Raw genomic sequence first — 12,728 nt, 5'->3', positions numbered from 1 at the left:
TACTGCGAGGTGGGATGACGGCGCAGCAGGACGACGAGGCGCGCGACGACCTCGGCACAGCCGGGAGCCCGGTGGACCCGGTGGAGCAGGCGGAGGACGCGGCCGCGCCGGCGTCCGCCCTGTGGCGGGACTGGCTGCCGGAGTGGGTGAACCAGCCGGAGCCCGTGCCGGCCCCGGACGGCGCCCCCGTGGACGACGCAGTCCAGGACGAGGCGCCCGAGGCCGAGGCGCCCGAGGCCGAGGCACCGGACGACGAGGCGTCCGAAGCCGAGGTGCCCGAAGCCGAGGCGCCCGAGGCGGTGACCCGCGAGGACGCCGCTCCCGAGGACGCGGCCTCCGAGGACCCGGCCTCCGAGGACCCGGCCTCCGAGGACCCGGCCTCCCAGGACCCGGCCTCCCAGGACACGGCGCCCGAGGTGCCGGAGGAGCCCGTCCTCGGAGCGGACGACGCCGCGGACCACGGGACGCCACCGCCGTCGCCCGGCCCCTACGCGGTGCCCGAGGCCCGGGCGCTGGAGACGGTGTTCGCGGTCGCCGGTCCGGCGGAGGCCGTGCGGCCGCAGGTCCTCGTCGGCCCCCGCCGCCGGCCCCGGCGCCGGCTGGGGATCACGCTCGTGGCGGTGCTGATGGCCGTCGGCGCGGTGGCGGGCGCGGCTCTGGCGGCGACCTCGTCGTCCGACGCGGTCCCGACCGCGGCCGTGCAGTCCTCGCCGACCGCGGCCCCCTCGACCTCCCGCACCGCGACGCCGACCCGGCCCCATGCGGTCGTCGCCGTCCCGGCCGCACCGACCACCCCCGAGCCGGTGCCGGTCGAGCCCGCCCCGGCGACCGGTACGGACCCCGCGCCGGTCGCCGTCGTCGCCCCCGCGGCCCCACCGGCCGTCGCGCCGGCACCGGACCCGCAACCGGCGGCGCCGGCCGTCGTCGCGCCGGCACCGGTGACGCTCCCGGCGGCCCCTCCCGTCGACCAGCCCGTCGCGCCCCCGGTCACGGTCCCGACCCCGGTCGAGCCGGCGCCGACGAGCACGCCGACCGCGACGCCGACGACGGACCCGGGCGTGGAGGAGACACCGCCCCCGACGCCACCGACGGCCACACCCGAGACGACGACGACGACGCCGCCGCCGACCGACGAGCCCGAGACGGACACGGACGAGGCCGAGGAGACCGCCGACCCGACCACGACGCCCCAGCCGACGACGGCACCGGAGCCCGCGGTGGCCGGGGGCCGGCGGTCCTGAGCGAGGGACCTCACCCGCAGCGCGGCCCACGCGCCGCGCACGGGTGGGACCATGGACACGCCATGACTGTCCTGCCGCTCGTCCTCGACGCCCCCCGCCGGGGCAAGCCGCCGCGCCACCTCGCCGACCTGACCCGCGAGGAGGCGCGCACCGCCGTCGCCGGGATCGGGCAGCCGGCCTTCCGCGCCGACCAGCTCGCCCGGCACTTCTTCCGCGGCACCACCGACCCGGCGCAGATGACCGACGTGCCCGCCGCGGTGCGCGAGGCGCTGGCCGAGGCGCTGCTGCCGGGGCTGCTCACGCCGGTCCGGCACCAGTCGGCCGACGGCGGCCGCACCCGCAAGACGCTCTGGCGGCTGCACGACGGCGCGCTGGTCGAGAGCGTGCTCATGCGCTATCCCGACCGCGCCACCGTGTGCATCTCCAGCCAGGCCGGCTGCGGCATGGCCTGCCCCTTCTGCGCCACCGGGCAGCAGGGGCTGACCCGCAACCTCTCCGCGGCCGAGATCATCGGGCAGGCGGTCGCGGCCGCCGCGGCCATGGCCTCCGGCGAGATCCCCGGCGGCCCGGGCCGGCTGTCGAACGTGGTCTTCATGGGCATGGGCGAGCCGCTGGCGAACTACGCCCGCGTCCGCCGCACCCTCGACGCGCTGCTGACGCCGGCCCCCTGGGGCCTGGGCCTGTCGCAGCGCTCGGTCACCGTCTCCACCGTGGGCCTGGTGCCGGCGATCCGGCGGCTCACCGAGGAGGGCCTCAACGTCACCCTCGCGGTGAGCCTGCACGCCCCCGACGACGAGCTGCGCGACACCCTCGTGCCGATCAACACCCGCCACAAGGTGGCCGAGGTCGTCGACGCCGCCGACGCCTACGCCGCGCGCACCGGCCGCCGGTACTCGGTGGAGTACGCGCTCATCCGCGACGTCAACGACCAGCCCGAGCGCGCCGACCTGCTCGGCCGGCTGCTGGCGAAGCGGCTCGCGCACGTCAACCTGATCCCGCTCAACCCGACGCCGGGCAGCCCCTGGGACGCCAGCCCCCTGCCCGCGCAGCGGGAGTTCGTGGCCCGGCTGCGCGCGCACGGGGTGCCGACGACGGTCCGCGACACCCGCGGCCAGGACATCGACGGCGCCTGCGGCCAGCTCGCCGCCGCCGACCGCGCCGACGGCGTCCCCACGGTCGCCACGCCGACCCCGGCGGTCGAGACCCCGGTGGCCCTGGGGGCGGAGACGGACGCGTGACGTCCGAGGCGCCTACCGCCGAGGCGCACGAGCACAGCCACGCGGACGTCTCCGGCGGCTGGCTGCGCGCCGCCGTCTTCGGCGCCATGGACGGGCTGGTGACCAACACCGCGCTGGTCTCCGGTGTCGGCGGCGGCGGGGCGTCCTCCCGCGCGATCGTGCTCGCCGGCACGGCCAGCCTGGTCGCCGGCGCCCTCTCGATGGCGCTGGGCGAGTACACGTCGGTGAAGACGCAGAACGAGCAGCTCGACCTCGAGGTCGAGAAGGAACGCCGCGAGCTGGAGCGCAATCCGGCCGGGGAGCTCGCCGAGCTGGTGCAGATGCTGCGGGTCCGCGGGGTCGACGGCGACCTCGCCCGGCAGGTGGCCGTCCAGCTGCACCGCGACCCCGACACCGCGCTGCGGCTGCACGTGGTCGCCGAGCTGGGGCTCAACCCAGCCGACAAGCCGTCCCCGATGACGGCCGCGGTCTCCTCGCTGCTCACCTTCGCCGTCGGCGCGGTGGTCCCGCTGCTGCCCTACCTGTTCGGGCTCTCGCTGCTGTGGGTGGCGCTGCTGTGCGGCGGCGTGGGCCTGGTGGTGGCCGGCGCGCTGTCCTCGCGCTTTACGCCGCGGCCGTGGTGGTCCGCGGGCCTGCGGCAGCTGCTCTTCGGGGCGGTCGCGGCCGGGGCCACCTACGCCATCGGCGCGGCGATCGGCGTCACCGCCGCCTGATCTGTCCTAGGGGCGCCAGGCGGTGCGCTTGCGGCGCAGGTCCCACAGCAGCAGGACGACGAGCCCCGCGGCGATGGCGAAGAGGAACACGTCCTCCATGCGGCCCTCGTGGTTGCCCCACGTGTAGGACAGCATCGCCACCACGGTGAGCCAGCCGGCGACCTGGGGCGCCGTGCGCATGCGGTGGTGCCAGCCCCAGTCCTCGGGGCGCTCGTGCTCGACCGGGTGCTCCCCGGCGCGGACCACGCCCTCCTCGCGGTTGGGCTGGTTGACGCGCGTGGTCAGCGGGTTGTGCTGGCGGACCCCGGGGCCGTGCTGCTCGCTCACGCCCCCATCCTGCCAGCCCGCCCCACTGGGCACCGGTCGAGGTGGCGGCGGGTCGTCAGGCGTCGCAGTGCATCCCGGCCGCGGCCACGGCGGCGGTGGTGTCCGACGTGGGCAGACGCGGCAGCGTGCCGGCCACCGGCTCGGCCGCCGGGAGCACGTCCACCGCACCGATGTCGGCCCTCGCCAGCGCGAGCAGGTCGGCGACCGACGTACCGGGGTCGACCGTGAGGGCGCCCGAGGCCGCCCAGGCCATCGACTGCAGCCGCCAGGGGAGCAGCGACGAGCGCTGCACCTGCGCGACCAGCGCGGACAGGACGGTGCCCGCCGCCGTCGCCCGGCCGTCCGGGTCGACCGGCGCAGGCACCCACGCGCCGTCGACGCGGTGCTCGGGGTGCCGGGAGCGGACCAGGGCGAGTGCGGTGGCGCCGTCGACGTGCTGCCGTCCGGCGCGCTCCAGCAGCAGGCCGGCGGGCCGGTCGCGGACGGGCTCGGGGACGTCGACGTCCAGCCCGCCGGCGGCGTCGACCACCGCGGCGAAGCCGGCCAGGTCGACGGTGACCAGGTGGTCGGTGGGGATCCCCAGCCGGCAGAGCGCGCCGACGGTGGCAGAGGGTCCGTCGAGCCAGCTCAGGGCCAGTCGGTCGGGACTGCGTCCACTGACGACCAGGAGGTCGCGGGGGACCGACAGCACGCTGGTGCCGGCGTCGGTCTGGTGGACGACGAGCACGACGTCGGCCCGCGTGCCGGGCACGGTTTCGGGGGTGCCGAAGTCGGCGGGGTCGGCGCCCGCGGGCAGGTGCTCGCGCGAGTCGAGGCCCACCAGGAGCCACGTGCGCCCGTCGGAGTCGTCGGCGGTCAGGGCGACGTCGACCTCGCCGACGCGGTCGGACAGCACGGCGGCGTCGGCCAGGAGCAGCAGCACCGCCAGCAGGCCGGCGGCGAGGGTGGCCCGCCGGCGCCGCGAACGCGGCCGACGCCGGCCAGGCGGTGCCTGGCCGGCGTCGGGGTCGTGCGGAGGGGTCACGCTCAGGCCTGCGGGGCCCCCGCGGACCGGCGGCGGGAGAGGACCACCAGGCCGCCGCCCAGCGCGAGGGCCCCGGCGCCCAGGCCCAGCGGCAGGGCGACGCTCGCGCCGGTGTAGGCCAGGGCGGCGCCGGAGCCGGCAGCCGCGGTCACCGTGAACGCCTCCTGGAAGTAGGTGCCCTGGCTGCCCTCGTAGACCAGCGTGTGCGCGCCGGCCGGGGTGCCCGCCGGGAGGGTGAACTCGATGCGGACGGTGCCCGAGGCGTCGGCGGTCGCACTGGCCACCCGCTGCGGGGTCGAGTGCAGGGTCACCGTGACGACCTCACCGGGCTTGAAGCCGGTGAGGACCTTGACGACCTTCTGGCCAGGGGTCGAGCGGTCGCCGGTCGCGGCGCCGGTGTCGGGGCTGGCCACGCCGGGGCTGTTCGCCGAGGTGCCGCGGATCTGGCCGGTGGCCGAGGTGGTGGGAGCGGCGCTGGTGGTGGAGGCGGTCGGCGTCGACGGCGTGCCGGTCGAGGGGGTGCCCACGGTGACGGTGACGACGGGGTACTCGGTGGCCTCCTCGCCGTAGTAGGAGCCGCAGGCCGCACGGATCTCGTGCCTGCCGGTGGTGCCGGCGGGGAACACGACCGTCGCGGTCCAGGAGCCGTCGTCGTGCGGGATGGCGCCGAAGAGGTCGTCCTCCGGGTCCTGGGTCGGGACGTCGGTCACGATCCCGACGACGGCCCAGTTGAAGGGCTCCTCGATCACGCAGCCGGTGCCGGTGACCTGGAACCCCACGCCGGCCTCGACGGTCGCCGGAGCCGTGGGAGCGGGCAGGCCGGCGGCGAGGGCGGTCGGCGCGAGCGCGACACCGGCAGCGACCGTGCCGGCGGCGAGCCCTGCGACGGTGCAGAGGCGGAGCGGGGACACGCGGGACATGGGCCCTCCGGGGCGTCTGTGGCCCGGACACCCCGGGCCGTCAGCACCCTCATCGGCACGATCCTGTTCCGATGTAGCCCGGATGATCATTTCGGGTCAGGAGTGACCGGAGGGGTGCATGGGGCCCGCGGTGCGCGAATGGCAGCGGCGGGGTTGGCAGGATGCGCGACATGAGCGAGCCGCGCGAGGTCACCGTGCTGGGCTCCACCGGCTCGATCGGCCGGCAGGCGATCGCCGTCGCCGAGCAGAACCCCGGCCGGCTGCGGATCACCGCGCTGGCCGCCGGAGGGGGCGACGTCGCCCGGCTGGCCGAGCAGGCGCTGACCCTCGGCGTGCGCACCGTGGCGGTCGCCCGCGCCACGGCGGCCCAGGACCTGCAGCTGGCCTTCTACGCGGCGGCCTCGCAGCGCGGCTGGGCCAAGGGGGAGTACGCGCTGCCGGAGATCCTCGCCGGGCCGCGCGCCGCCGAGGAGCTGGCCGCGCGGCGCACCGACGTCGTCCTCAACGGGATCACCGGCTCGATCGGGCTCGGACCCACGCTGGCCGCCCTGCGGGCCGGCAACGTCGTCGCCCTGGCCAACAAGGAGTCCCTCGTCGCCGGCGGCGACCTGGTCACCGCCGCCGCCGCGCCCGGCCAGCTCGTGCCGGTGGACTCCGAGCACTCGGCGCTGGCGCAGTGCCTGCGCGGCGGTGCCCGGGGCGAGGTGGCCCGGCTGGTGCTCACCGCCAGCGGCGGCCCGTTCCGCGGGCGCGCCGCCGCCGACCTCGCCGACGTCACCCCTGAGCAGGCGCTGGCGCACCCCACCTGGGCCATGGGGCCGGTGGTGACGATCAACTCCGCCACCCTGGTCAACAAGGGCCTGGAGCTGATCGAGGCGCACCTGCTCTTCGGCGTGCCCTACGCCGACATCGACGTCGTCGTGCACCCGCAGTCGATCGTGCACTCGATGGTCACCTTCGCCGACGGCGCGACGATCGCCCAGGCCAGCCCGCCCGACATGCGGCTGCCCATCGCGCTGGCGCTGGCCTGGCCCGACCGGCTGCCGCACGTGCAGCCGGCCCTCGACTGGTCGACGGCGAGCACCTGGGAGTTCGCGCCCCTGGACTCCGACGCCTTCCCGGCGGTGCGGCTCGCGCGCGCGGCGGGGGAGGCCGGCGGCGTCGTCCCGGCGGTGTACAACGCGGCCAACGAGGAGGCGGTCGCGGCCTTCCTCGCCGGGCGGCTGCGTTTCCCGGACGTCGTCGGGCTCGTCGCGCGTACCCTCGACGACGCGCCGGACCTCGGCGCGCCCACCTGCGTGGACGACGTGCTGGCCGCCGAGCGCTGGGCCCGGCAGCACGCCCGCGCCGCCCTTGCCGGAGGCCCCAGCTGAGCATCCTGCTGACCGTCCTCGGGATCGTCGCGTTCGCGATCGGCCTGCTGTTCAGCATCGGCTTCCACGAGTTCGGCCACTTCTTCTGGGCGCGGAAGTTCGGCATGCGGGTCCCGCAGTTCATGGTCGGCTTCGGGCCCACCGTGTTCTCCCGCCGCCGCGGCGAGACCGAGTACGGCATCAAGGCCATCCCGCTCGGCGGCTACATCCGCATCGTCGGCATGATCCCGCCGGCCGAGGAGGGCGAGAGCGAGCGCGCCACCCGCATGCGGAGGTTCATCGCCGAGGTCCGCGGCCAGGCCCTCGACGACGTCCGGCCCAGCGACGCCGGCCGGGTCTTCTACGCCAAGCCCTGGTGGCAGCGCGTGATCGTCATGTTCGCCGGGCCGTTCCACAACCTGGTGCTCGCGGTCCTGTTCTTCGGCATCGCGCTCACCGCGATCGGCACCAACGTCGTCACCACCCAGCTCGACACCGTGCCGGCCTGCGTCGTCCCGGCGGGCGCGGAGAGCATCGCCGTCGCCGAGGAGCAGGACACCGACGTCTGCGGCATCCCGATCGTCACCAGCGGCGCGGAGGCCGGGCAGCTGTGCGAGGCGGGCAGCGCCGACTGCGCCGAGCCGGTGCCGAGCCCGGCTGCCGAGGCCGGCCTGCGGCCCGGCGACACGATCGTCGCCATCGGCGGGCAGCAGGTCGATCCGACCGCGTACGACAGCTGGACGACGGTGCAGCAGGCGATCCGCGCCTCGGCCGGCCAGCCGCTGCAGCTCACCGTCGAGCGCGACGGCGCCCGGCGGGAGCTCACGGTCACGCCGATCGAGAACGTCGTCGCCACCGACGACGGCGAGGGCACCATGACCGCCGGCTACCTCGGCGTCAGCCCGGTGTTCGGCTTCGCCCGCCAGTCGGTCGGCGAGCTGCCCGGCTACTTCGGCATGGTCGTGTCGCAGTCGGTGCAGCGGCTGCTGGAGATCCCCGAGCGGGTGCCGCAGCTGTTCCGGGCGGCGTTCCTCGGCGAGGAGCGCGACGTCAACGGGCCGATCGGCGTCGTCGGCGTCGGCCGGATCTCCGGCGAGGTGTTCGCCATCCAGGAGTTCAGCGGCGCCGAGAAGGTGAGCTTCTTCCTCAGCCTGCTGGCCAGCGTGAACATGGTGCTGTTCCTGTTCAACCTGGTGCCGATCTACCCGCTCGACGGCGGGCACGTGGCCGGGGCGCTGTACGAGAAGGCCCGGTCGGTGGTCGCCCGCTGGCGCGGCCGCCCCGACCCCGGGCCGTTCGACATCGCCCGGCTGATGCCCGTGGCCTACGTCGTCGCCGGGTTGTTCATCGCGCTGTCGGGGCTGCTGCTCGTCGCCGACGTCGTCAACCCGATCACACTCCAGTAGCCCACGGCGCCGACCCCGCGAGTGCGGGGATACTCGCTGGCATGGCCATCCCCGTCGCTCTCGGCATGCCCGCCGCGCCCCCGCCCGTCCTGGCACCGCGCCGGAAGACGCGGCAGCTGGACGTCGGCGGCGTGGGCGTCGGCAGCGACTTCCCGGTCAGCGTGCAGTCGATGACGACGACCAAGACCGCGGACGTCAACGCGACCCTGCAGCAGATCGCCGAGCTCACCGCCTCGGGCTGCCAGATCGTGCGGGTCGCCGTCCCCGACACCGACGACGCCGAGGCGCTGCCGATCATCGCGAGGAAGTCGCAGATCCCGGTCATCGCCGACATCCACTTCCAGCCGCGGTACGTCTTCGCCGCGATCGACGCCGGCTGCGCGGCGGTCCGCGTGAACCCCGGCAACATCAAGAAGTTCGACGACAAGGTCGGGGAGATCGCCCGGGCGGCCAAGGGCGCCGGCATCCCGATCCGCATCGGCGTCAACGCCGGGTCGCTCGACAAGCGGCTGCTCGCCAAGTACGGCAAGGCCACCCCCGAGGCGCTGGTCGAGTCGGCGCTGTGGGAGTGCTCGCTGTTCGAGGAGCACGACTTCCGCGACATCAAGATCTCGGTCAAGCACAACGACCCGGTGGTCATGGTGCGCGCCTACGAGCTGCTGGCCGCCCAGTGCGACTACCCGCTGCACCTCGGCGTCACCGAGGCCGGTCCCGCCTTCCAGGGCACGATCAAGTCCGCCGTCGCCTTCGGGGCGCTGCTGTCCCAGGGCATCGGCGACACCATCCGCGTCTCCCTGTCGGCCCCGCCGGTCGAGGAGGTCAAGGTCGGCACCCAGATCCTGGAGTCGCTGAACCTGCGCCAGCGCGGCCTGGAGATCGTCAGCTGCCCGTCGTGCGGGCGCGCCCAGGTCGACGTCTACAAGCTCGCCAACGAGGTCACCGCCGGCCTCGACGGCCTGGAGGTCCCGCTGCGGGTCGCCGTCATGGGCTGCGTCGTCAACGGCCCCGGCGAGGCCCGCGAGGCCGACCTCGGCGTGGCCTCGGGCAACGGCAAGGGCCAGATCTTCGTCAAGGGCGAGGTCGTCAAGACCGTCCCCGAGTCCCAGATCGTCGAGACGCTGATCGAGGAGGCCATGAGGATCGCCGGCGAGCACACCGCCGACGACGTCCCCTCCGGCCCGCCCGTCGTCACCGTCGGCTGACCCGGCACCCCTGCACCCAGGTCCGACCGTGCTCCGCTCGCCGACCGCCCGCGTCCTCGACGAGACCGACGAGCCGGCCGTGCGCCGGCTGCTGGCCGCCGACCCCGTCGCGGCCTGCGTGCTCGCCGGACGGGTCGAGGCGGCGGGCACCGCACCGGCCTCCCTCGGCGCGCCGCTGTGGGGGATCGGCAGCGGGCGCGCCCTCGACGCGGTCTGCCTGGCCGGCGCCAACCTCATCCCGTTCGCCGTCCCCGGCGCGGAGCGGGCCGCGGCGGTCGCCTTCGCCGAGCGGGCCCGCCGGGCCGGCCGCCGCTGCTCGACGATCGTCGGACCGGCCGCGGCGGTGGACCCGCTGTGGGAGCTGCTCGAGCCCGCGTGGGGCCCGGCCCGCGACCACCGCCCCCGGCAGCCCCTGATGGCCATCGACGGCCCGCCGGCGGTCGCCCCGGAGCCCCGGGTCCGGCCGGTACGGCCGCGCGAGGTCGACGTGCTGCTGCCCGCCGCGGTGGCGATGTTCACCGAGGAGGTCGGCGTCAGCCCGCTGCGGGTCGACGGCGGCGCCGGCTACCGGGCGCGGGTCGAGGACCTCGTGCGCGCCGGGCAGTCGCTGGCGTGGATCGAGGACGGCCGGGTGCTGTTCAAGGCCGAGATCGGGGCGGTCTCGCGTGCCGTCTGCCAGGTGCAGGGCGTGTGGACCGCGCCCGAGTGGCGCGGGCGCGGCATCGGCGCCGCCGGGATGGCCGCCGTCGTCGAGTACGCGCGCACGACCATCGCCCCGGTCGTCAGCCTCTACGTCAACGACTACAACGCCCCGGCGCGCGCGGTGTACACCCGGGTCGGGTTCCGCGAGGTCGGCCGCTACGCCAGCGTCCTCTTCTGACCTGCCTCCCCGAGATCGGAGGCACCGTCTGACAGGGTGTCCCGACGTGGCAGCACGACGCACGGCGGTCCTCGGCACGGTCCTGACCCTCCTGTCCGCACCCGTCCTCGCGGCCTGCTCCGGCAGCTCCGAGGACGACGTCCGCGTCGCCGCGCAGAACTTCCTCGACGACTGGTCGGGCGGGGACACCGACGCCGCGGCCGACGCCACCACCGACCCCGGGGCCGCCCGCACCCTGCTCGGGCAGACCGCCACCGACCTGCCCGGGGCCACGCTCACCGCCGAGCTGGGCGACGTCACCGTCGAGGACGGCACGGCCACCGCCGCGTGGAGCGCCACCTGGGACCTCGCCGCCGCGCCCGACTGGACCTACGACGCCACCCTCGAGCTGCGCGAGGGGGAGGACGCCTGGCAGGTGGTCGCCGAGCCTCCCGTCGTCCACCCGGAGCTGGGGGAGGGCCAGCACCTGCTGCTGAGCCGGTCGCTGCCTGAGCGCGCCGCCGTCACCGACGCCGGCGGCACCCCGCTGTTCACGCCCACCGAGGTCGTCAACGTCGGCGTCGACACCGCCCAGGTCACCGACCTGCCCGCGCTCGCCGCCGCGCTGTCGGCGGCCACCGGCGTCGCGGCCGAGGAGATCACCGCCGACGTCCAGGCCGCGCCGGCCGGCCAGTTCGTGCCGGTCATCACGCTGCGCCGCCCCGACTTCGAGGCCATCCGCGCGCAGGTCTTCGACCTGCCCGGCGCCGTCTTCCCCACCGACACGCGGCTGCTCGCGCCGTCCTCCCGGTTCGCCTCCGCGCTGCTCGGCCGGGTCGGGGCGGCCACCGCCGAGGTGATCGAGGAGACGACCACCGACGGCGTGGCCGCCTACGCCGCCGGCGACCAGCTCGGCCTGTCGGGCCTGCAGCGCGCCTTCCAGGAGCAGCTCACCGGCACCCCGGGCTTCACCGTCTCGGTGGTCAGCGCCGACGAGTCCACCGGCGACGCCGGGCAGCAGGTCGCCGCCGTCGACCCCGTCCCCGGGCAGCCGATCCGGACACCGCTGGTCCGCGCGCTGCAGGACGCCGCCGACGGCGCGGTGGCCACCCAGCCGCTGCCCACGCACCTGGTCGTCGTCCGGCCCGGCACCGGCGAGATCCTGGCCGTCTCCTCCAACGAGGCCGCCGCGGCCGGCAACGCGCTGACCGGCCAGTACCCGCCGGGCTCGAGCATGAAGACGATCACGGCGACGGCGCTGCTCTCCACCGGCCAGCTCACCCCGGACACCCCGGTCGCCTGCCCCGGGACGACCCTCGTCGAGGGCCGCGAGTTCGAGAACCAGGACCAGTTCGACCTCGGCACCGTGCCCTTCACCGAGGCCTTCGCCCAGTCCTGCAACACCACCTTCATCCAGGCCGGCCTGCAGCTGCCCGACGACGCCCTCGCCGCCGCGGCCGCCTCCTACGGGGTGGGCAGCGACTGGCAGCTGCCGGTCGACGTGTTCAGCGGCAGCGTCCCGGCCGACTCCACCGGCACCACCAAGGCCGCCGACGCGATCGGCCAGGGGCAGGTGCTCATGAGCCCGGTGCAGCTCGCGCTGGTGGCGGCCGGCATCGCCAGCGGCACGCCCGCCGTCCCCGTCGAGGTGGTGGGCGGCGACCCGGCCGGGCCGGCGCCGGCCGGACCGGGCCAGGCGGTGCTCGACCAGCTGCGGCCGCTCATGCGCCAGGTCGTCCTCACCGGCACCGCCGAGGCGCTGGCCGACCGCGGCGAGGTGTACGGCAAGACGGGGACCGCCGAGTTCGGCAGCAACACCCCGCCGGACGCGCACGGGTGGTTCATGGGCTACCGGCTCGGCGGCCCGCAGGGCGACCTCGCCTTCGCGGTGCTCGTCGAGGGCGGTCGGTCCAGCAGCGCCGCCGTCGCCGTCACCGACGCGTTCCTCGGCGCCGTCGGCTAGTCCGGGAGGCCCGGGAGGGCCGTCGTGACCGGCGTGCGGCCGGCCGCGGTCCGCCAGGCCACGGCACGCTCCTCGGCGGCGCCCAGGGAGTCCACGGCGAGCTGCCGCACCTCGGCGTCCGCCGCGGCGTCGAGCAGCGCCACCCAGGCCGCCGAGACGCCCTCCTCGAGCACGACCGCCAGCGCCGCGGCGTCGGCCGCCGACAGCACCGGGAAGGGCAGCTCGTAGCCGGCCCCGGCCGGGACCGGGTCGGCGTCGCGCTCGTCCAGGAGCTCCGCGAGCCGGTCGCGGGAGTCGCGGTGGGCCCGCTCGCCGTCGGCGGCCGGCCCCCGGCCCTCCGGCGGCAGCGCCGCGCCGACGACCCCGTAGCCCCACACGGCGGCGTGCTCGGCGGCGAGGACGTCGTCCAGGGCGGCGTCCTCCGTGCTCCCGGTGCTCCCGTCGTCAGCCACGTCCCGCCTCCCTCGTGCCGGCGCTCCCGCC

12 protein-coding genes are annotated in these 12,728 nt (G+C 76.1%); 8 read left to right on the top strand and 4 right to left on the bottom strand.

What is annotated here, in order from left to right; all coding sequences use genetic code 11:
• Nucleotides 1–14 precede the first annotated feature (14 nt).
• The 3 genes from FN207_RS26290 to FN207_RS13575 all read left to right on the top strand — a co-directional run bounded on the left by FN207_RS26290 (nt 15) and on the right by FN207_RS13575 (nt 3,192).
• A complete protein-coding gene (locus tag FN207_RS26290; protein WP_185938339.1) occupies nt 15–1,241 on the top strand; it encodes a hypothetical protein in 1,227 nt (408 codons plus the stop codon).
• Between the two features lie 62 nt (nt 1,242–1,303).
• Nucleotides 1,304–2,479 carry a dual-specificity RNA methyltransferase RlmN gene (gene rlmN / locus FN207_RS13580; RefSeq protein WP_142459054.1) on the top strand — a complete coding sequence of 392 codons (1,176 nt, stop codon included), beginning with the start codon at nt 1,304–1,306 and terminating at the stop codon, nt 2,477–2,479.
• The gene (locus FN207_RS13575) at nt 2,476–3,192 is read left to right on the top strand and encodes a VIT1/CCC1 transporter family protein (RefSeq protein WP_142459053.1); all 717 of its coding nucleotides are present in this window, start codon (nt 2,476–2,478) and stop codon (nt 3,190–3,192) included. Before rlmN ends, FN207_RS13575 begins: the two co-directional genes overlap by 4 nt.
• A 6-nt stretch (nt 3,193–3,198) precedes the next feature.
• Here the strand turns inward: FN207_RS13575 and FN207_RS13570 are convergent, their stop codons facing one another.
• From FN207_RS13570 to FN207_RS13560, 3 genes are read right to left on the bottom strand one after another with little or no spacing between them, the layout of a single operon-like run.
• Nucleotides 3,199–3,519: a DUF2631 domain-containing protein gene (locus FN207_RS13570; RefSeq protein ID WP_142459052.1), complete on the bottom strand. Its 321-nt coding sequence runs from the start codon at nt 3,517–3,519 to the stop codon at nt 3,199–3,201.
• A 55-nt stretch (nt 3,520–3,574) separates the two neighbouring features.
• Complete coding sequence (locus FN207_RS13565; protein ID WP_142459051.1) at nt 3,575–4,543, bottom strand: LCP family protein; 969 nt, start codon at nt 4,541–4,543, stop codon at nt 3,575–3,577.
• 2 nt (nt 4,544–4,545) lie between these two features.
• Nucleotides 4,546–5,463 (bottom strand): hypothetical protein, encoded by a 918-nt coding sequence (locus tag FN207_RS13560; RefSeq protein WP_142459050.1) that lies wholly within the window; start codon nt 5,461–5,463, stop codon nt 4,546–4,548.
• A 170-nt stretch (nt 5,464–5,633) separates the two neighbouring features.
• On the opposite strand from FN207_RS13560, the gene dxr reads away from it, so the two are divergent.
• The 5 genes from dxr to FN207_RS13535 are packed head-to-tail and all read left to right on the top strand — an operon-like array spanning nt 5,634 to nt 12,245.
• Nucleotides 5,634–6,836 (top strand): 1-deoxy-D-xylulose-5-phosphate reductoisomerase, encoded by a 1,203-nt coding sequence (gene dxr / locus FN207_RS13555; RefSeq protein ID WP_142459049.1) that lies wholly within the window; start codon nt 5,634–5,636, stop codon nt 6,834–6,836.
• Nucleotides 6,788–8,221: a M50 family metallopeptidase gene (locus tag FN207_RS13550; protein WP_342778746.1), complete on the top strand. Its 1,434-nt coding sequence runs from the start codon at nt 6,788–6,790 to the stop codon at nt 8,219–8,221. The genes dxr and FN207_RS13550 overlap by 49 nt, the downstream gene beginning before the upstream one ends.
• Before the next feature lie 41 nt (nt 8,222–8,262).
• On the top strand, nt 8,263–9,423 hold the full coding sequence (gene ispG, locus FN207_RS13545; protein ID WP_342778739.1) for a flavodoxin-dependent (E)-4-hydroxy-3-methylbut-2-enyl-diphosphate synthase: 1,161 nt from the start codon (nt 8,263–8,265) through the stop codon (nt 9,421–9,423).
• Between the two features lie 28 nt (nt 9,424–9,451).
• Nucleotides 9,452–10,303, top strand: coding sequence for a GNAT family N-acetyltransferase (locus FN207_RS13540; protein WP_142459047.1), 852 nt, complete (start codon nt 9,452–9,454; stop codon nt 10,301–10,303).
• 46 nt (nt 10,304–10,349) lie between these two features.
• Nucleotides 10,350–12,245, top strand: coding sequence for a penicillin-binding transpeptidase domain-containing protein (locus tag FN207_RS13535; protein ID WP_142459046.1), 1,896 nt, complete (start codon nt 10,350–10,352; stop codon nt 12,243–12,245).
• Here the strand turns inward: FN207_RS13535 and FN207_RS13530 are convergent.
• Nucleotides 12,242–12,697 (bottom strand): ferritin-like domain-containing protein, encoded by a 456-nt coding sequence (locus FN207_RS13530; RefSeq protein ID WP_142459045.1) that lies wholly within the window; start codon nt 12,695–12,697, stop codon nt 12,242–12,244. The genes FN207_RS13535 and FN207_RS13530 overlap by 4 nt on opposite strands.
• Nucleotides 12,698–12,728 lie beyond the last annotated feature (31 nt).

Source organism: Geodermatophilus aquaeductus (assembly GCF_900182545.1).
Lineage (GTDB): Bacteria > Actinomycetota > Actinomycetes > Mycobacteriales > Geodermatophilaceae > Geodermatophilus > Geodermatophilus aquaeductus.
Note: the sequence above shows the minus strand (reverse complement) of the source record. Positions and strands in the feature narration are given on the sequence as shown.